This is a genomic window from Pedobacter cryoconitis (assembly GCF_014200595.1).
Lineage (GTDB): Bacteria > Bacteroidota > Bacteroidia > Sphingobacteriales > Sphingobacteriaceae > Pedobacter > Pedobacter cryoconitis_C.
On record NZ_JACHCG010000001.1, the window covers coordinates 1,104,201 to 1,127,988 of the forward strand.

Annotated in this window: 1 protein-coding gene; it reads left to right on the top strand. The window is 42.5% G+C overall.

Going from position 1 to position 23,788, the window contains the following annotated elements; genetic code table 11:
• The first annotated feature begins 268 nt into the window (after positions 1-268).
• A complete protein-coding gene (locus HDE70_RS04670) occupies positions 269-23,785 on the top strand; it encodes a non-ribosomal peptide synthase/polyketide synthase (RefSeq protein WP_183888315.1) in 23,517 nt (7,838 codons plus the stop codon).
• Positions 23,786-23,788 lie beyond the last annotated feature (3 nt).

The following is a 23,788-nucleotide window of genomic DNA, read 5'->3' on the forward strand; positions in this document are numbered from 1 at the left end:
GCTGGCAGATAAAAATAAATATAATGACCTCTCTTCCTCAAAGCCCAAACTGTAAAAATGCGAATGTTTTTAACTATAAATTGATCTTTTTTAAGGTTAATCATAATCAATAGTTATCAATAAATTAATATTCACTATTTACTTTGGAGCAATCTATTAAAGCATTTGTGATAATTTAAAACTACTATGAAAACTGAAATTACAATTTAAGAATTGGATTTCCGCTGCTCATCTAAAACTACGTCCACAACCTTAAAAAACAATAATTATGTCACTGCATACTTTTCCGCTACACCCTGCACAACAAGATGTGTATATAGATCAATTGATCAATACAGAAGCTCCATATTACAATGTGGGAGGTTATATCAGATTAACCGGCTCCCTGGATAAAGAAAAATTTATCATAGCCGTTAATTCTGCCTTAGAAGTTTTTGATGCGCTGAAAATGAGATTTGATCTCAATGATCCGGTACCTGTTATTTACATAGATGACACCTACCAGAAATTTGAGTTACCTGAACTCATCTTTGAAGAAGGGGAAAATAAGCGGGTAGAAATTGAGCAGTGGATAAAAGAACGCATGGCTATACCTTTTGAAGTGAAAAAGGAAAATATCCTGACCGAACAATACCTGATCAGTATTACAGATCAGGAACATCTTTATTATTTTAAACTGCATCATCTGATTACTGATGGCTACGGCCTTTCAGGATTAAATCAGTATGTCGCTAAAAAATACAAGTCATTGATGACCGGTGAAGAAGTTGTTTTTAAACATCCTTCCTATATAGAAGAGGCAGCAAGGGCTTCTGCTTATTATAGTGCTGATGCCTATGCGGCTGAGGGTGACTACTGGAAAAACAAACTGGCGAAAAGACCTTCACATGTACTGAGCAGCAGGTATGCTACTGATGAGAAATGGAATACGAAATGTGATACCTTCATTATGGAGTTCACAGCAGCAGAAAGAAGCAAGCTGGAAGCATTACAGTTGAAAACCAAGGCTTCTATACAGCAGCTGACTCTTGCAGCATTGATGATCTATTTTAGCAGTATACAAGATCAGTCCGAATTTGTTTTTGGTATACCCTTACACCGCAGAAGAACGAAACAACTGCGCGTTATTCCTGGAATGTTTACTGGTGTAATCCCATTCTTGGGAAGCTGTGTTCCGGGAACGAAAGTTATAGATTTATTAAAATCAATTGCGGCTTCACAAAGAGAAGACTATCGCAATCAGAATTACCTGATAGGTGATCTGAGCAGACACTTTAAAATCAATTCGGTAGAAGATGCATTGATTGAAATTGTAGTGAATTATGCGCCAATGGATTTTCAGCTGGACTTTGGCGATGGCCTGACTGGTACAGCGAACAATGTGCCCAGCGGTCATTTACCTTTTCCAATGGAGATGTTCTGGTATGACTATGGTCAGCAGCAGCCACTGCAATTAAGAATGGACTTTCAGGTTCAGTATTTTGACAAAAAAGAGGTCGGATTATTGGCGGAGCGTATTCTTTTCATGTTAGATCAGTTTGATTATATGCTGGATAGCGATATTTCAGAGATCAATACGCTGCCGGGGAAAGAATTCGAATTACTGAAATCACTGAGTCATTCACCAGCATCTTCTTTTGCAGCTGATCCAAAAATGTTAACTGAATTGCTGGATGAACAGGCAACGCTCAGACCGGATGCGGTTGCAATTGTACTGGAAGGAACTGAATTAACTTATAAACAACTGCAAGAGCGTTCAAATCAGTTGTCTCATTATCTACATGGTCTTGGTATAAAAAGGGATACGATAATTCCAATTTGTATAGAACGTTCCATTGAGATGCTGATTGCGATCATAGGTATTATGAAAGCGGGCGCTGCTTATGTACCTGTTGATACCTCTTATCCGGCAGAAAGAATAAATTATATTCTGGAAGATACCTCTGCTGAACTGATGATTTGCAGCAAAGAAACAAAAGCGCAGATTACTGGTCAGATTCAGGTAATTACGATTGAAGAAGGTTCTTCAGTTTTTGCAGGGCAACCTGCGGATCATCCTGCGGTTATCCCTGAAGGCAAAGATTTATGTTATGTGATTTATACCTCCGGATCTACGGGTAAACCGAAAGGGGTAATGGTAGAGCATGCCGGAATGATCAATCACTTATTTGCTAAGATTGAGGATCTGCAAATGGACGCAGAAACGGTATTGGCTTTTACCGCATCTTATACATTTGATATTTCGGTATGGCAGATGTTTGCTGCGCTTTTATGTGGCGGGCGCACTGTAATTTATACGGATGAACTGATTTATAAACCATCGGCACTGATCGGTGCTGTAGCACACGACCAGATTACTATTCTGGAACTGGTGCCTTCTTATCTGGCTGCTGTATTGCAGGAAGACATGGATATCCCGCTGGAAAAACTGCGTTATCTGATGGTTACAGGAGAGGCTGTAAATCAGCATGTATTAAGCTTGTGGTTCAGCCATAAGTATTATGCAAATATCCCGGTAGTCAATGCTTATGGCCCTACAGAAGCATCGGATGATATCACGCACCATATCATGTATGATACTCCACTGAATATCAACGTCCCCCTGGGGAAACCAGTAAGGAACCTGCGGATTTACATTTTTGATGAAGCAATGCAGTTAACGCCAATGGGTATTCCCGGTGAAATCTGTGTAGCAGGTATTGGTGTTTCAAGAGGATATCTCGGCAGACCGGAATTGACAAATGAAAAATTTATTAAAGACCCATTTAGTACAGATCCTGCGCAGCGGATGTACCGTACTGGTGATTTAGGCCGCTGGTTGCCAGATGGTACGATTGAATACCTGGGACGTATAGATGATCAGGTTAAAATCAGGGGATACCGTATTGAACTTGGAGAAATTGAACATGCTTTACAGCAGTCAGGTTTGATCAGCCAGTCTGTAGTGATCGCAAAAGAAGAGGTGACCGGAAACAAACGTTTACTGGGATATATCGTGCCTGCGACTGGTTATGATAAAGATGCAGTACTCGATTACCTGAAGGAAAAGCTTCCTGCTTATATGATTCCTGCACTCGTAGAGCTGGAACAATTACCATTAAGTGCGAATGGAAAAATAGATAAAAAAGCATTACCTGATGCAACTGCCGAAGCGGTAATTACGACTGAATATGTTGCACCACGTGATCAAACGGAAGAATTTCTGGCGGCACAATGGCAGCAATTGTTACAAGTATCACCAATTGGTGTTTTTGATAGTTTCTTTGAGTTGGGTGGGCATTCGTTACTTGGGATGCGATTAATTGCAGCGATTACGAAGGAATTACAAGTGGTCATCACCATGAAAAAGTTATTCCTTTATCCAACTATTGCAGCGCTGGCCGCTCATATAGCACAGCAGGAAAAAGGAACACAGCTCACCATTACTCCGCAACCCCGGACTGCTGGCATGCCATTGTCCTTTAGCCAGGAAGGTTTATGGTTTATCGACCAATTGGAAGGAAGCAGTCATTACCATATCCCATTAGTCTTAAAATTAAAAGGTAAGCTGAATACCGAAGCTTTACAGCTTGCTTTAAAAGATATCGTAAGCCGTCATGAAATACTCAGAACCGTAATCGGTGAGCAGGACGGAACCGGCTATCAGCAGGTGCAATCTGCGGATTACTGGAAAACCGAAGACATTAAAGCAGAGGAAGATCTGCAAGCTGCAATCACAGCATTCATGTATCGTCCTTTTGATCTTTCTGCCGACTACATGCTGCGTGCAGGTATCATTCCGGTCGGAACAGACGAACATATATTAGCTATTACCATTCATCATATTGCTGCGGATGGCTGGTCTGCCCCAATTATAATCAGTGAATTGTCTGCCCTGTACAATCATCATGCAGGTCATCAAAACAGCCTTCTTCCTCAGCCTTCTTTGCAATATGCAGATTATGCGATCTGGCAAAGGAATTATATGACCGGAAGAGTTTTGCAGGCAGAGCAGGATTACTGGAGAAAGCAGCTTTCCGGAATAGAGCCACTAAACCTGGCTACAGATTTGATCAGGCCGCCTGTTCAAAGTAAAAAAGGAGCGATACTTGAAGTTGAAATCGGGAATGGTTTATTGCAAAAACTGAATCATTTCAATAAAGAACAGAACGTCACGTTGTTTATGACACTGATGTCTGTATGCCAGGCATTATTGTACCGGTATACCAATCAGGAAGATATCTGCGTAGGTACGCCGCTTGCCGGAAGAAAGCAACAGGAAGTGGAAAACATGATTGGCTTTTTTGTCAATACACTTGCGATACGTAATCAGGTTAACGGATCACTTTCTTTCACCGGATTATTGCAAATGGTGAAGGAGACATTGCTGGAAAGTTACGAGCATCAGGATCTGCCTTTTGATGAGGTGGTGAAAGTAGCAGGAGAAAACTGGGATATCAGCAGAAGCCCTGTTTTCCAGGTGATGTTCCTGTTACAGGATGCGATGGATCTGTCCAGTATCAAACTGGAAGGGATTACCGCAACGACAGAAAGTGTAGAGCATAGCATTGCTAAATTCGATCTTTCTTTCATCGTTACAGAAAAGAAAGACGGCTTGACATTAGGCATAGAATATTGTACAGATCTGTTTGAGCTTGATACGATTGCAAGAATGGCTGAACATTATATTCAGTTACTGGAAGCAGCTACCGGATCACCTGCCTTACCAATTGGTCAGCTTAAACTGCTGACTACGGAAGAGGAACATCAATTACTGCATCAATTTAATCAGCCGGTAAACAAGATAGCCAGAAACAGGACTATTCTGGATATTTTTACAGCAAATGTGAACGCAACACCAGATGCTGCTGCGATTTGGTATCAGCAAACACAGGTAAGTTACCTGGAGCTGGATAAATTATCCAATCAGCTCGGACATTATCTGAGGGATAAAGGCGTCAAAGAAGATTCACTGGTACCAATTTATCTGGACAGAGGTCTTGAAATGATTATCGGGATCATGGGTATATTGAAAGCAGGTGCTGCTTATGTACCAGTCGATACGCAATATCCGGCAGAAAGAGTGAAATTTATGCTGGAAGATATCAGCAGCAACTGGTGTTTGACTAATGCTGCATTTGCGGAAGCTTTGCAGGAAATTTCAGCAGAGAAACAACTTGATATTACTATACTTGACTATGCGGCTATTTCCGGTTTGCATAAAAAAAGCACAAAAATAAAAACTTCATTATGGCCGCATAACCTGGCCTATATGATTTATACTTCTGGTTCGACCGGAACTCCAAAGGGAGTACTTGTGGAACATGGCGGGGTCGTGAACCTGGCTTCAAGTCAGGCGAAGGCATTACGTTTAGCACCGGGTATGAGAACATTACAGTTTGCATCCTTCGGGTTTGATGCCTCTTGTTATGAACTTTTCAATACCCTGTTAACTGGTGGATGTTTAGTAATTCCGGAAAAGGAAGATATCTTGTCGGCGGATCGTTTCAGCAAATTTATGAACGATTACGGGGTTGAAGTAGTTACGCTGCCTCCATCTTATCTGAATGTCATTAAGGATAATATACCTGTTTCGGTTAAAACTATTGTATCGGCAGGAGAAGCACTGAATAGTGAAGCAGCACGTAAAATTCAGTCTTATGGTATCCGTTTAGTGAATGCTTACGGGCCAACAGAAAATACAGTTTGTGCAACTTTATCTGATGACCCGGTTAAGGAAAAAGGCAGAGTGGTTATTGGAAAACCGATAGCCAATGTCTCTATCCATATTTTAGATGAATCAGGACAACTGGTGCCAGTAGGTGTACCGGGAGAGTTACATATAGGTGGAGTTCAGGTAGCCAGAGGTTATTTTAACCGGACTGAGTTAACTGCTGAGAAATTCATTACTGATCCTTTTATGCAGCATGGCAGGCTTTACCGTAGTGGTGATCTGGCACGCTGGTTACCAGATGGGAATATTGAATACCTGGGAAGAACAGATGATCAGGTAAAAATCAGAGGTTACCGGATTGAATTAGGGGAAATTGCAGCCGTGATACAGCAAAGCAAACTGGTTAGAGAATCAGTAGTGCTGGCTAAAGTAAATGGTGACGGAAATAAGCAATTGGTAGGATATATTATTCCTGCCGAAAATTATGACAGAGAAGAGCTGACTGCTTATCTGAAGCAGATCCTTCCTGAATATATGATCCCATTAGTGGTAGAATTGGAAGTTTTTCCAATGTCAACCAGTGGAAAAGTAGATAGAAAAGCATTGCCAGATCCTGTAGGAGCGCTGCTTAGAAAGAAAGCGTACGTTGCACCGGGAAATCCAACTGAGCAAGTACTGGCGGTGATCTGGGAAGATTTACTGGCGATAGAAAGGGCAGGTGTAAATGATGATTTCTTTGAATTGGGAGGACATTCGCTGCTTGCTATCCGGTTAATTGCAGCTATTCGTAAACAATTGCAGGTAGAACTTGCGGTGAAGGATATTTTTATCCACCGGACTATTGCTGCATTAGCCGTACACATCCGGCAAAAGGAAAATAGCGTGTTATTACCAGCGCTTACTCCTCAGCTCAGACCTGCACATATTCCATTATCATTTAGTCAGGAACGTTTATGGTTTATTGACCGCCTGGAAGGAAGTACACATTATCACATTTCTACGGTACTTAATATCAAAGGAAAAGTAAACCGTGAAGCTTTACAATATGCATTACAAACGATTGTCAACAGACATGAGGTATTAAGAACTGTCATCAGAGAAGAAGAAGGAGTTGCTTATCAGCATATTTTAGCTGCTGATCAGTGGACGCTTAAGAGGGTGGATACCACTGACGGAATTCATGACTTAGCTCATCAGCCTTTCAACCTGGCTGAGGACCATTCGTTACGTGCAGGTTTAATTAACAATGCAAATGATGAATATACGCTGCTGATCACAATGCACCATATTGCTTCTGATGGTTGGTCGGTAGCTATTCTGGCCAGGGAACTATCCGGATTATATGGGGCTTATATAGAAAACAGGGCACATCAGTTACAGCCTTTACCTATACAATATGCTGATTATGCATTATGGCAAAAAGCATACGTAACTGGTGAGGTACTGAAACAGCAAAAACAATATTGGATCAATAAATTATCTGGATTATCACCACTTAATTTAGCAACGGATTATCCAAGGCCAGCTGTTCAAAGTACCAATGGTGCGTTATTAGGGTTCACTTTAGACAAAGAACTGACTGCTCAGCTGAATGCCTTAACTCAAGCGCAGGGTGCTACGCTGTTTATCACTATGATGGCTGCATTTAAGGTCTTGTTATACCGCTATAGTGGTCAGACAGATATCTGTGTAGGTACGCCACTGGCAGGAAGGAAACAGCAGGAAGAAGAAAACCTGATTGGATTCTTCGTCAATACATTAGCTGTAAGAAGCGATCTAAGTGACAATCCTGTGTTTACAGACTTATTACAGCAGGTCAAAGGGACATTGCTGGAAGGCTATGATTACCAGGATATGCCATTCGAAAAGATTGTGGAGGCAGTGGCCACAACCAGAGATCTGAGCAGACACCCCTTGTTCCAGGCCATGTTTGTATTACAAAATATGCCGGATGAGGTTGTATTCGAATTGGGAGATTTGTCTCTGACTACTACGGATCTGGAAGAAACCACAGCTAAATTTGATTTAGTCTTTACCGTCGTTCCAAAAGGAGAGGAGTTGTTATTAGGTATTGAATATGGTACAGATCTGTTTAGTGCAGCAACCATCCAAAAAATGGCTGGTCATTATAACCAGTTGTTAAAAGCCATCGTAGCTAATCCTGAACAAAGAACAGGAGGGCTGAATATCCTGACTGAACAGGAAGAAAAAGAGCTGGCGAGGATTTCCAGCGGCCAGCTTATTACGTATTCGGATGAGCTGACTTTTGTCCATGCTTTCCAGACGCAGGTGAAAAATACGCCCGATGCACCAGCATTAAGATTTGAAGAAGAAGTGCTGAGCTTTGCAGAATTAAATGCGCGCGCCAATCAGCTTGCACATTATTTAAGGACTAAAGGGGTGAAACGAGATAGTATGGTCCCTATTTGTATGCATAGAGGACTGGATATGATCGTTGCAGTTGTAGGCATTTGGAAAGCAGGAGGAGCCTATGTTCCGGTTGATCCAAAATATCCACAAGACAGGATCAGCTATATGCTGGCAGATTGTGAGGCAACTGTCGTGATTGCTGATCCTGTGAGCCAGGCCGTTTTACCTTCAGATTTGAAAGTTACCGTAATTGCATTGGCGCATGACCTTGAAATATTGCAAAGTCAGCCGGTGGATTCACCAGAAATCATTACCACTCCCGGAGATCTGGCTTATGTGTTATATACTTCAGGATCTACAGGAAAGCCAAAAGGTGTACTGGTTGAACATGCTGGTTTATTTAACCACTTGCTGGCCATGGTGGATGAGTTCACGATGAATGAAAAAACTATTCTGGCCTTTACCGCACCTTATACTTTTGATATTTCTGTATGGCAAATGGTGAATACACTGATTTGTGGCGGTTGCACGATTATTTATCCGGAAAGTCTGATTCTTCGTCCGGATGCGCTGATCAGAACAGTTGATCAGCAAGAGGTAACACTGCTTCAGTTAGTGCCTTCTTATTTGAATGCAGTATTGCAGGAAGAGACAGAGGTGACTTTAAGTGCATTACAATACCTGTTAGTTACCGGAGAGGCAGTGACACGTCAGTTATTGGCGTTATGGTTTGCACATCCACGTTTCAAATCTATACAGGTAGTCAATGCTTATGGCCCTACAGAGGCTTCTGATGATGTAAGTTTTTACTTCATGAGTGATACGCCGGATGCAGTAAATATTCCAGTGGGTGTACCGATACAAAATCTAAGGTTATATGTATTGGATAGTGCGGGGCAGCAATGTCCGATAGGCATACCGGGTGAAATCTGTGTAGCCGGTATCGGGGTAGCCCGTGGTTATCTGAAACGCCCTGACCTGACCGCAGAGAAATTTGTAGAAGACCCACTATATGCCGGTGAAAGAATGTACAAAACAGGTGACCTTGGAAGATGGTTACCTGATGGAAATATGGAATATCTGGGCCGTATGGATGACCAGGTGAAGATCCGTGGTTTCCGTATTGAGCTTGGAGAAATAGAAAGTGTATTGCAGGATCATCCTTTGGTAACGCAGGCGGTAGTAGTCGCTAAAGCAGACGAAAGCGGTATTAAGCGATTAATCGGATATGTTGTTCCGGAAGAAGGAGCTGACAGAGAAGAACTGGCTGAATACCTGAAAGAAAGATTACCGGAATACATGGTGCCGGTGATTTTTATGATGGAAGTATTTCCATTGACGGCCAATGGTAAAATTGATAAAAAAGCATTGCCTGATGTGGCTTCGTCTACCTTAAGAGAGTATGCAGCACCGCGTGATCAGAGCGAGCAGCAACTGGCTGAAATCTGGGAACGTTTGCTGGAGATACCACAGGCAGGTATTTACGATAACTTCTTTGAACGCGGCGGACACTCCTTATTAGTGATCAGGCTGATTGCAGCAATCAGGAAAGAAATGCAGACAGAACTGCTGGTTAAAGATGTGTTTATACGTCCAACGATCCATGAACTGGCTGCTTATATCAGGCAAAGAGAAGTGACTGAGTTGAATGCTGGCATCACCGTTCAGACCAGACCAGAACTTATCCCTTTATCTTATAGCCAGGAGCGTTTATGGTTTATCGATCAGCTGGAAGGAAGTGTGCATTATCATATTCCGGCTGTATTCAGGTTGAATGGGATCGTCAGCAAGCAGGCATTAAGTTATGCTTTGCAACAGATCATTAACCGCCATGAAGCGCTTAGAACTGTAATCAGACAAAAAGAAGGGGTTCCTTTCCAATATATTTTAGCACCCGATCAATGGCAACTGGAAGAGCTGACCATTAAAGGTGAGCTGCATAATCAGATCAGCGCATTTATTGACCGTCCATTTGTCTTGTCGGCAGATCATATGCTGCGGGCAGGATTGATTCAGCTTGGGAAAGAAGAACATATGTTGGTTGTAGCCATACATCATATTGCTTCAGATGGCTGGTCATCAGCTATCATAGTCCGTGAACTTTCTGCGCTGTACACTGCTTACCTTGAAAATACGACGGCAGCATTGACATTGCCCGAAGTACAATACGCTGATTATGCAATCTGGCAGCGTCAATATCTGAAAGGAGCGGTCCTGGAATCTTTACAACATTACTGGAAACAGCAGTTGTCTGGTCTTGAACCACTTGCTTTGCCTACAGATTTTATCAGACCAGTAGTACAAAGTACAAAAGGCGCGATGCTGACATTTAGCATAGACCCGGAATTAAGTAAAGCATTGAATGAATTAAGTCAGCAACAAGGTACTACTTTGTTTATGACGCTGATGTCTGTTTTACAAGTGTTATTATACCGTTATACCGGACAAGAAGATATTTGCGTAGGTACTCCTGTAGCAGGCAGAAGCCGCCAGGAAGTGGAGGAACTGGTTGGTTTCTTCATCAATACGATCGCGATACGTGCGGGTTTGAATGAAAACCTTTCTTTCACGGAATTATTGCAGCAGGTAAAAACTACGTTGCTGGAAGCTTACGAGCATCAGGAATTACCATTTGAAAAAGTAGTGGATACGGTAGTGAAAAGCAGGGATATGAGCATCAGCCCATTGTTCCAGGTAATGTTTGTTTTACAAAACGTACCGGATCATGCGGGTTGGGCTATGCCGGGCCTTACTTTATCAGAAGATGAAGTAGAGCTGACTACCGCAAAATTTGACCTGATCTTCAATATGGAAGAGGGCGAAGACGGGTTAATCCTCAACATTGAGTACTGTACAGATTTGTTCAGACCTGCAACCATCAGCAGAATGGCCGGGCATTTTGAACAATTGTTAAAGGCAGTGACCAGTACTCCTGCACAGCAGATCAGTGTATTACCTTTATTAACTGCACCAGAGAAATATACATTGCTGGAAACCTTTACAGGTGTACAGGCAGATTATCCTAAAGAAGAAACTATAATCTCACTTTTTGAAGCACAGGCGCTCCAAACGCCGGACGCCATTGCTGTAAGTTATGAAGCTGATCATTTGACTTACCGTCAGCTGCACGAACGTTCTAACCAGCTTGGACATTATCTGTCCAGTATAGGTGTGGTGAAAGAAACGCTGGTACCGCTTTGTATGAGCAACGGGTTGGATATGATCGTAGCCATCCTGGGTGTATTAAAAGCTGGTGGTGTTTATGTACCAATGGACCCTGCTTATCCAGAAGACCGTATTCAATATATGGTAGAAGATACCGCAGCAGCTATTGTGATCAGTAACAGCGTTGATAGTAATGTTTTAAAAACTATTGATGCAATTCGTGTACTGGTTGAAATGGATACTGATTTTGAAATGATCAGTAAATATTCAACTGAAAAGGTACCTGTAACAGTAAATGCAGAAAACCTGGCTTATGTAATTTATACTTCTGGTTCTACAGGCCGTCCTAAAGGGGTATTGATCGAGCACAGAAATGTGGTCAGATTATTTGAAACGGAAACGCCGCTATATGATTTCAATGCACAGGACGTATGGACAATGTTCCACTCGTTCTGCTTTGACTTCTCGGTTTGGGAAATGTATGGTGCGCTGTTTTATGGTGGCCGTTTAGTCATGGTACCTAAACATATTTCCCGTGATATTACCTTGTTTGCGGAATTACTGGTTAAAGAAAAAGTGACTGTGCTGAACCAGACTCCATCTTCATTTTATGTGTTGCAGGATTACCTGGTTACTTATACAGATACTATAGCAGTACGTTATGTGATTTTTGGCGGAGAAGCATTGAATCCGGGAAAACTCAGACCGTGGAAGGAAGCTTATCAGGACTGTTCACTGATTAATATGTATGGTATTACTGAAACAACAGTGCATGTTACTTATCAGTTGCTTGATGACCAGCACCTGAACAGCAGCGCGAGTATCATTGGTAAAACAATACCAACGTTAAGTGCCTATATTCTGGATGCAAAACAACATCCTGTACCAATTGGTGTTCCGGGAGAACTCTATATCAGTGGTGCTGGTGTGGCCAGAGGATATCTGAACAGGGAAGAATTATCTGCGGAAAGGTTTATTGCCAATCCATTTGAAGCAGGAGAAAGATTATACCGTACAGGAGATTTGGCAAGATGGTATCCGGATGGAAATATTGAATACCTGGGCCGTATTGATGACCAGGTGAAAATCCGTGGTTTCCGTATCGAGCTTGGAGAAATTGAAAGCTGTTTACAGGAAAGTGGTCTGGTGAGCAATAGCGTAGTCTTAGCAAGAACAGGTCATTCGGGCGATAAACAATTGGTAGGTTACGTGGTACCAGAAGCGGCATTTAGTAAAGAAGCGGTCCAGAACTGGCTGGGTACCCGTTTACCGGAATATATGGTGCCTGCTATCTGGGTAACGATGGAAGATATTCCGTTGACATCCAATGGAAAAGTGAACCGTAAAGCGTTACCAGAGCCGGAGGTGGATAAATCATTGAGCACTGTTTATGAGGCAGCACGCAATGAAACAGAAGAAAAACTAAGCTCAATCTGGCAGGAACTGCTGGGGGTAGAACGCATTGGTATTCATGATAATTTCTTTGAACTGGGTGGAGATTCAATCAGTATCATCAGGGTGGTTAGTAAGATCAAGCAACTATTTAATAAAGAAGTTAAGGTATTTGAAGTTTATAAAGCTGCTACGGTTGCACAACTGGGAACGGTTGTAGATAGCAAGTCTGCTTTATTAAACAGCGGGGTATTGTATGATCAGATTACAGCAGAAATAGCGGAATTGAAAAATACGATACTGCCGAAACTGAAAAATGCAGCAGAGATCGAAGATGTTTATCCGATGAGTGATATTGAACGCGGGATGATTTATGTTTCGCTGTTAAATCCGAAGGAAGCATTGTATCATGATCAGTTTGTATGTCCTGTTCCGGTAAATTTCGATGCAGGCATATTGAAAAGCGCGTATGAACTGTTAGCCGCGAAACATAGTATTTTAAGAACTGCTTTCAAACTGGATGCAGATGGAAATGATCTTCAGCTGGTCCATAAAACTATTGATGTAGTCATTCCATCATTTGACATCAAAGATTTAAAAGGCGACGCTGTAAAAAGTGCTGTGGAATTATATCTGGAAGAAGAAAGAGCTACTCCTTTTATTCCTGAAAAAGCACCTTTATGGAGAGCAGCTGTGTTTACTCAGCAAGATCAGAACATTCTTGCTTTCCAGTTTCACCATGCTATTCTGGATGGATGGAGCCTGGCTTCGCTGAATACAGAACTCTTCAATTTATGTAATCAACTGATCCGTGAGCCGGAGCAGGTTGTATTGCCCTTATTGAAATGTTCTTATAAGGATTTTATCATTGAAAGTCTGATCGCAAAAAATAGCGATGACCAGCTACAGTTCTGGAAAAATGAACTGGAAGACTACAAACGTCTTGATATTTTTACAGCAGAAAATGACTTCCAGGTCTTAAACCATCAGTTTGATGCAGATCTGGTTGCCTTATTGAAAGAAAGAACTAAACGGGACAATATCTCGCTGAAAGGTTTGGCAATGGGTGCTTATGCATATGCGCTGAACCTGCTTACTCAGGAAGATGAGCTTACTGTAGGTTTAGTGACCAATAACAGGCCGTTGGTTGAAGATGCGGATCAGCTATTGGGCTGTTTCCTGAATACGAACCCTTTCAGGTTAAAAATCTCTGCTGAAGAGTTGACGTGGAGCAGCTATTTTGAGGCTATAGAAGCGAAGTTGTTGTCGCTGAAAGAACGTGACAGAACCAGCCTTTTTGAGATTACAAAGGCTACCGGAGAACAGTCGTCTCATGATAATCCATTCTTTGATGCCTTATTCAATTATATCAACTTCCATGTTTACAATAAACTGGATGCGGGGATTGCAGAAACTATTGCGGAAGAGTCTACAGAAGAGGAGTTAGCTATTGCAGGTTATGAGCTCACCAATACTTACCTGGATTGTACAGTCAATACCACTGGAGATACGTTTAGTATTCAATATATTTTACGTAAAAAGCTGAAATCAGGTAAGAAACTGAGCGAACTACTTGAATATTTCAATAATATCATTCGGGCTTACCTGGATAATTATACAGGATTAGTGCGTGAAAGTGAAATCCTTCCAGTACAGGAATCTACTCAATTATTACAAGTTTTTACAGGTGTACCAGCAGGTTATCCTCAGGAAGAAACTATCATATCGCTTTTTGAAGCGCAGGCGATCAAAACGCCTGATGCGATTGCAGTAAGTTATGAAACCAGTCATTTGACTTACCGTCAATTGCAGGAACGCTCTAATCAGTTGGGACACTACTTATGTGAGATCGGTCTGACTAAAGAAATGCTGGTGCCGGTTTGCATGAGCAATGGACTGGACATGATCGTCGCTTTATTAGGGGTGTTAAAAGCAGGTGGTGCTTATGTACCAATGGACCCTGCTTATCCACAAGACCGTATTCAATATATGGTGGAAGATACGGCAGCAGCCATTGTGATCAGCAATAGTACGGATAGTGAAGCGCTAAAATCTATCAGCAGCATTCGTCAGCTGGTTCAAATGGACACCAATCAGGAGCTGATCAGCCAATATCCAGTTTCGCCGGTAATGGTTAAGGTGAATCCTGATAATCTGGCCTATGTAATTTATACATCTGGTTCTACAGGCCGTCCTAAAGGCGTGCTGATTGAACATGTGAATGTGGTCAGGTTATTTGAAACGGAATCACCGTTATATGATTTTAATGAATCGGATGTCTGGACCATGTTCCACTCGTTCTGCTTTGACTTCTCAGTTTGGGAGATGTATGGCGCACTGTTTTATGGTGGCCGTCTGGTCATTGTACCTAAGCATATATCCCGTGATACCACTTTGTTTGCGAAATTATTAGTCGAAGAAAAAGTGACTGTGCTGAACCAGACTCCATCTTCATTTTATGTGTTGCAGGATTACCTGACTAGTTATACCGATACAATCTCTGTACGTTATGTGATTTTTGGTGGAGAAGCATTGAATCCTGGAAAACTGAAACCATGGAGAGAGGCTTATACAGATTGCCTGCTGATTAATATGTACGGTATTACCGAAACAACGGTGCATGTTACCTATCAGTTACTTGATGAGGAGCATTTGAATAGCAGTGCGAGTATTATCGGTAAAACTATACCAACATTAAGCGCTTATATTCTGGACGGACAACAAAACCTTGTACCGATAGGTGTGCCGGGAGAACTCTATATCAGTGGTGCTGGTGTTGCCAGAGGATATCTGAACAGAGAAGAATTGACAGCGGAAAGATTTATCGCCAATCCATTTGCCGCGGGCGAAAGATTATACCGCACAGGTGACTTGGCAAGATGGTATCCGGATGGAAATATTGAATACCTGGGCCGTATTGATGACCAGGTGAAAATCCGTGGTTTCCGTATTGAGCTTGGAGAAATTGAAAGCGCTTTACAGCAGAGCGGATTGGTGAGCAATAGTGTGGTGCTGGCAAGAACTGGTCATTCGGGTGATAAACAACTGGTTGCTTATGTAGTACCAGAAAAAGGATTCGATAAAGAAGCTGTACAAAATTGGCTTGGTGATAGATTACCGGAATATATGGTACCTGCAATCTGGGTATTGATGGAAGAAATTCCGCTGACATCCAACGGAAAAGTAAACCGTAAAGAATTGCCGGACCCGCAGGCCGGTGCATTATCTGAACATGAATATATCGCACCGCGAACTGCTACCGAAGTGAAAATTGCAGCGATCTGGCAGCAATTGTTAGCAGTGCCGCGTATTGGTATCTATGATAACTTCTTTGAACTGGGAGGACATTCTCTGCTGGCTATCAGGTTATTGGGTGCGTTGCGCAGAGATCTGAAAGTAGAAATGCAGGTGAAAGAGCTGTTTGCTCATGCAACTATTGCAGCATTGGCGGCTTATGCAGACAAATCATCAGACCGGATTTTATTACCGGCAATCACCGTTCAGCCTAAGCCGGAACGTATACCGCTGTCCTTTGGACAGGAGCGTTTATGGTTCATTGATCAGCTGGAAGGTAGTACACATTACCATATTCCTGCGGTACTGAAAATGCAGGGCAAAGTGAATAAAGAAGCTTTACAAGATGCGATACAACAAGTAATTAACCGTCATGAGATCTTAAGAACAATAGTGCTGCAAGCTCCATATGGCGGAATGGTTGAGCAGCAGGTACTGCCTTCAGATTTATGGAGACTGGAAGAAATAGCAGAATCAGCGATTGTTGACTTTATTGACCGTCCTTTTAACCTGGCAGCCGATCATATGCTAAGAGCTGGATTAGCCACTTTAGCGGAGGATGAATATATGCTGGCGATAGTGATGCACCATATCTCTGCTGACGGCTGGTCTGTATCTCTGCTGGTGAATGAAATTACGGTATTTTACAATGCTTATATCACCAAACAAGTAGTTTCTTTATCTCCTTTACCCATACAATACGCGGATTATGCGCTATGGGAAAGAGCTTATCTGACCGGAGAAGTTTTAGCACAGCAACAAGCTTATTGGGAAAAACAGCTTGCAGGTTTGGAACCGCTGGAAATTCCGGCAGATTATCCAAGGCCAGCTGTTCAAAGTACAAATGGTGCTGTATTGCGTTTTGAAATAGGAGAAGAGCTAACAACCAGTTTGCATGCATTAGGTAATCAGCAGTCGGCTACTTTATTTATGACTTTGTTTGCTTCTTTCCAGGTTTTACTGCACCGCTATAGTGGTCAGGATAATATTTGTGTAGGTACTCCGGTAGCAGGCAGAAGACAACAGGAAGTCGAAGAACTGATCGGTTTCTTTGTCAATACCCTGGCGATCAATACTGATCTGAGTGGAAATCCTTCTTTTGCGAATTTGTTACAGCGCGTTAAAACAACATTGCTGGATGGATACGAACATCAGGATATGCCTTTCGAAAAAATAGTAGAGGCAGTAGTGAAAACCAGGGACTTAAGCAGAAGCCCACTGTTCCAGGTGCTCTTTGTAATGCAGGATACGGTTGCGGCCAGTGCTGATGGTTTCCATGAAATTGCTATTTCAGCGGTTGAAAATGAGCATGTAGTGGCGCAGTTCGATTTAACTTTTACCCTTGCAGAAGAAGCAGGCGTACTACAGTTAAGCATAGATTATTGCACAGACATTTTTGCAGAAGAGACGATTGCCCGCATGGGCAGACATTATCAGCAGTTGTTAAAGTCTGTGGTGGAAACACCATCACAGGATATTGCAGCACTGGTGATGCTGACGCAGGAAGAAGAAAATACATTACAACAAATAGGGCAGGGGCCATTGGTTGCTTATCCTCAGGATGAAACATTTGTAAGCCTGTTTGAGAAACAAGCAGCAAATACACCTGATGCGGTTGCACTGGTGTATGAAAATGATACTATAACTTATCAGCAGCTGAATGAGCAGGCGAATCAGCTGGCTTATCATTTGATAACTTTAGGAGCTAAACCAGATATCCTGGTGCCGGTATGCATTACCCGTTCACCAGAAATGATTATTTCTATTCTGGGGGTCATGAAAGCAGGTGCAGCTTATATTCCTGTGGACACTAATTATCCGCCGCACAGGATCAGTTATTTGCTGGAAGATGCGAAGGCAACGATTGTGATCAGTAACAGTACGGTGAGTAATGTGATACCGGCTACTACTGCTACATTAATTTTAATGGATGTGGACAGGGGAATGCTGAAACAATACCCGGTTACTAATCTGGCAACAATCGCAGCACCGCAAGATTTATCTTATGTGATTTATACTTCCGGATCTACAGGTACACCTAAAGGGGTACTGGTAGAACATGATGGTATGCTGAATCACTTATTTGCCAAAGTAAATGACTTGCAGTTAAATGCAGCATCTGTGCTGGCTTATACTGCATCTTATACTTTTGATATTTCTGTATGGCAGATGTTCGCCGCGCTATTGTGTGGCGGACGCACTGTTATCTATGATGATGTACTGATTTTACAACCGGTTTCTTTCATTGAGCAGGTTGCTGAAGATGAAATTACCATTCTTGAATTGGTGCCTTCTTACCTGAGGGCATTATTGCAGGAAGAGCTGGAAGTGAAACTGGAAAAACTACAGTATTTACTGGTCACTGGTGAAGCAGTGAACCAACCTTTGCTGGAGCAATGGTTCAGCCATCCTCTTTATGGAAATATTCCGGTCGTGAATGCTTACGGGCCAACGGAAGCGTCAGATGATATTACGCATTTTGTAATGCATGAAACACCAGTGGGTAACAGCGTGCCTTTAGGTAAGCCGGTACAGAACCTGCATATTTCCATATTGGATAAATCCGGACGCTTATGTGCACTGGGAATTCCCGGAGAAATTTGTGTAACCGGGGTAGGAGTATCCCGTGGTTATCTGAACCGTGCAGAGCTGACCGCAGAGAAGTTTGTGACTAATCTACAGGGTGAGAGAATGTACAAAACAGGAGATCTTGGACGCTGGCTGGCAGACGGAACTATTGAATACTTAGGACGTATTGATGACCAGGTGAAAATCCGCGGTTATCGTATCGAGCTGGGAGAAATAGAAAAAGTATTGCTACAGCATGAGCAGGTGACAGCGGCAGTTGTGGTTGTGAAATCAGGAAATCTGATTGGCTATATCACAGGCGCGGCTGCGGATAAGGATTTAATACGTCAATATCTGCTGCAAAAACTACCTGAATACATGGTACCTGTACTGGTAGAATTGGAGCAGCTGCCATTAACAGCGAATGGAAAAGTGGACCGGAAATTATTGCCTGATCCATCTGCCGCGTTATTAGTGAATAATTTATATGCAGCTCCGCGCAATGAAACAGAACAAACACTGGTTACGATCTGGGAAGAGCTTTTGGAAACCACAGAGGTTGGTATCCATGATAATTTCTTTGAGCGTGGCGGGCATTCACTGCTGGCAATCAGGTTACTTGCGCTGATCCGCAGCAGGCTGAAAGCAGAACTGGTTGTGAAAGATATATTTGTTTATCCGACTATTGCTGGTCAGGCAGATTTTCTATTGGCACAGCACCCTGCTGATTTATTACCACCAGTAACTGCACAGATACGTCCGCAGCATATTCCGCTTTCCTTTAGTCAGGAACGTTTATGGTTCATTGACAGGTTGGAAGGTACCGTTCATTACCACATACCGGGTGTATTTAAATTACAGGGCGAATTGAACAGAGAAAGTCTGCAATATGCTATTCAGCAAATTGTGAACAGACATGAAGTATTAAGAAGTGTAATCCACTGGTCTGAAGAAGATAATAGTGCTTATCAATTGATACTGGAACAGGATCAGTGGCAGTTGTCTGCGATTGAGCCGGAATCCGGAGATTTCACTACGGCTATTCAATCGTTTATACAGGCTCCTTTTGATTTGTCTGCGGACCATATGTTGAGAGCAGGATTGGTTACGCGCAGTGAAACCGATCATTTGTTAGTCCTTGTGACGCACCATATTGCATCTGATGGCTGGTCTGAAGGCATTCTTGTCAAAGAACTGACTGAATTATATAATGCGCATGTAGCAAAACGTGAAACGCCATTGTTGCCAATGCCACTGCAATACGCGGATTATGCGATGTGGCAGCGCAATTATTTACAGGGCACTGTCTTGACCAAACAACTGGATTACTGGACTACACAATTGGCTGATACCACTGTATTGGATCTGCCAGTTGATTTCACCAGGCCAGCTGTACAAAGTACAAATGGTGCAATGGCCGACTTTAAACTGGATACTGAATTAAGCAAGCAATTGTTACAGTTCAGCCAGCAGCAGGGCACGACTTTGTTTATGACTTTACTGGCTGCATTTAAAGTATTGCTGTACAGATATAGTGGTCAGGACGATATCGCTGTGGGTATACCTGTAGCAGGCAGAAAGCAGGAAGAGGTGGAAGGACTGATTGGGTTCTTTATCAATACCCTTGCTATACGTACCAATTTAAGTGGAGAACCTGCATTTAATGATTTGTTGAAACAGGTTAAAGAAACCCTTTTAGAAGGATATACTTACCAGGATACACCTTTTGAAAAGGTGGTAGATGCGGTAGTTGAAAACAGGGATATCAGCAGGACACCAGTATTCCAGGTGATGTTTGTATTGCAGAATACACCGGAAGAAGCTGAAGTGAAATTGGGGGATATGGTCTTATCCGTAGAAGAAACTGAACATACTTCTTCAAAATTTGAGCTCACTTTTGTACTGAAAGAAAACGAAGATGGGCTTGACCTGAGTATAGAATATTGTACGGACTTGTTCCATGCAACTACTATCGCCCGGATGGCAGGACATTATGAGCAGTTATTGCAAGCAATTCTAACTGAACCTAAACAGCAGATTAATGGCATTAACTTCCTGACTGCAATAGAAACGCAGCAAGTATTAGCAGACTTTGCAACTGCACCGGTCAATTATCCGGTTGAAACAACTGAATCATTAGTATCTCTTTTCAAAAAACAAGCATTAAATAATCCTGATGCAATCGCATTGGTAGCTGAAAATATCGGCCTGACTTATGGAGAACTGGACAGAAAATCTGACCAGCTGGCACAGAACCTGAAAGATAAAGGAGTTCATGCAGAACAGCTGATCCCGGTTTGTCTGGACAGAAGTCCGGAGCTGATTATCAGTATTCTGAGTATTCTGAAAGCAGGAGGTGCTTATGTACCTGTTGATGCCGGTTATCCGCAGGATCGTATTGCTTATATGTTAGCAGATTGTAACAGCAGCCTGGTCATCACGAATCATAAATACGCAGCGTTATGCTATAAAGAAGATGCAAAACTGCTGCTGATTGAGGAACTGGATGCGATCTGGAATACGAATGAGGTAGTGTCCAATCTGGAAATTCTTCCAAATCAGCTTGCCTATGTAATTTATACTTCGGGATCAACCGGTCGTCCCAAAGGAGTAATGGTAGAACATCAGGGTGTGGTGAATCTGGTGAACTGGCATATCGGCGCTTATGAAGTCACTGCTGAAAGTAAAGCGACTGCCATGGCAAGTATCGGATTTGATGCTTTTGGCTGGGAAATATGGCCTTATTTGTGTGCCGGAAGTACTATACACCTTTTAGATGATGACTTGCGCCTGTCTCCGGAAGAAGTTGCCAAACATTATAGTTCAGCTGGTATCACGCATAGTTTTGTGGCCACAGGTCTGGTCAAAGAAATAGTTGATGCCTTGCAGCAGCAAAATAATGCACTGCAATATCTGCTCACAGGAGGAGACCGTTTACCACCTGTAGATGTAACCCATTTATCGTATGCACTGGTCAATAACTACGGGCCAACAGAAAATACAGTAGTCGCTACTAATTATACTTTATCGGCAGCTATAAATGATACGCTGCCATTTATCGGTAAACCTATATCAAATACCAAAGCTTATATCCTTGATGCTAATCTGGCACCTGTTGCTATAGGGACACCGGGTGAACTTTGTATCAGCGGTACACAGCTGGCAAGAGGTTATCTGAATTTACCAGAATTGACGAAAGAAAAGTTTGTTGCGCATCCGTTTATAGCCGGAGAAAGATTATACCGTACCGGAGATTTGACACGCTGGTTGCCAGATGGAAATATTGAATACCTGGGAAGAACGGATGAACAGGTGAAAATCAGAGGTTACCGTATCGAACTGGGAGAAATAGAAACGGTGTTACTGCAAAACGAACTGGTTAATCAGGTGGTAGTGATCGTGAATCCGGATGATCATGGTCATAAACGTTTAGTGGCCTATATTGTACCATCAGGTGTGTTTGACAGGCAGCTTTTAGAAGAATACCTGAAATCGCGTTTACCAGTTTATATGGTACCTGCATTATGGGTGGAATTAGCAGCTATTCCACTGACAGCGAACGGAAAAGTAAACCGTAAAGCTTTGCCTCAGCCTGTTGCTGATGGCGAAATTGATACAACATCTTATGTTGCCCCACGTAATGAAACCGAAGCCGGATTAGCAGGTATCTGGCAGGAATTGCTGGGCATTGGCAAAGTAGGTATACATGATAATTTCTTTAGACTGGGTGGTGACTCTATTATCACCATACAGGTGGTGAGCCGTGCTAAATGGATAGGGTGCAACCTGAAACCTAAAGACGTATTTATGCATCAGACTATCGCGGAGCTGGCAACTGTTGCTATTGCGCGTAAAAATACAGCAGGGCTGGTTAAAGGGGAACAAGGGCAACTTGAAGGAACAGCAGGCCTTGCACCGATCCAGCAATGGTTCTTTGAAGAAGATCTGGTCGATAAGAATGCGATCAATCATTTCAATCAGAGTGTATTACTGAACCTGGACAAACGTATTGATCAGGAAATGCTAGCCGATATTCTGAAGCAATTACAGGAACATCATGATGCGCTCAGGTTCTCTTACCATAAGAATGAAAATGAATGGGTTCAAACTTACAGCGATGAATATGTACAGCTGAGTTATGAGGATCTGACTGTAGTAGCTCAATCAGCATTGGAAGAAACCATTACTGAAAACTGTGAAAATTATCAGGCTTCCTTAAATATTACTAACGGCCCGCTGATCCAGTTTGTCTGGATGGAAACCCCTGATTTCGAATCTTATAACCGATTACTTTTTGTCGTGCACCACCTTGCGGTAGATGGCGTGTCGTGGCGTGTTTTACTGGAAGATATGGAACGCTTACTTGAAGCCGGGTTGAAAAAAGAAAGTATCAGCCTGGGTGAAAAAAGCAGCTCTTACAGACAATGGCATAACCAGTTGGTACAGTATGGAAAATCTTCAGTGCTGCGCTCCCAATTGCCATACTGGAAAGAGGTGGCCCGCTCAGCTACTTATTTGCCAACGGATAAAACTCCTGAAACCATGGTTACGTTAAAAGACGCAGGTTCGTTCGCTATACAGTTGGATACGGTGTTCACCCAGCAGTTATTACAAGAAGTTTCAACGGTTTACAATACGGGAATAAATGACTTGTTATTAACAGCGCTGGCGCTGACGATCAACGGTTGGAGTGGTGAAAAACAGGTAGTCATCGGACTGGAAGGCCACGGAAGGGAAGAGTTGGGAATTGATATGGATACGAGCCGTACAGTAGGATGGTTCACTAATCTTTACCCGGTATTATTGGCTACTGATGAAAGTGAAAGTAATGATACTGGTAATCTGATTAAAAGTATCAAAGAACAACTTCGCCAGGTTCCTGATAAAGGTATTGGTTATGGCGTGCTGAAATATATCAACAGAGAACCTGCGCTTCAGCATGCTGCGCCATGGAATATCATCTTTAATTACCTCGGTCAGTTTGATAATATCACCAGTGCAGAGGGCGTGTTTAGTTATGCAGAAGAATCTGCTGGTCAGGAAATCAGTGCCAGTTATCCGATGCGTGAATTGCTGTCTGTAACCGGACTGGTACAAAACGGACAGCTTTCTCTGAACTGGAGTTACAGCAACTGGCATTTTGAAAGTTCTACCATTGAATCAATTGCTGTGCTTTATATGGTCCGTCTAAAAGAGCTGATTACACATTGTATCACGCAAGCCGGAAATCCTCAGTCATTAACACCTTCTGACTATGGATTAACAGGAGAAGTAAGTTATCAGCAAATGGACAAGTTTTTAAATAGCGACGAGGGAGATCTCGAAGACATCATTAGTTTTTAAAAT

What these genes read in the sequence shown, in the direction of transcription:
- HDE70_RS04670 (WP_183888315.1), top strand. Translation starts at nt 269, where the DNA reads ATGTCACTGCATACTTTTCCGCTACACCCTGCACAACAAGATGTGTAT.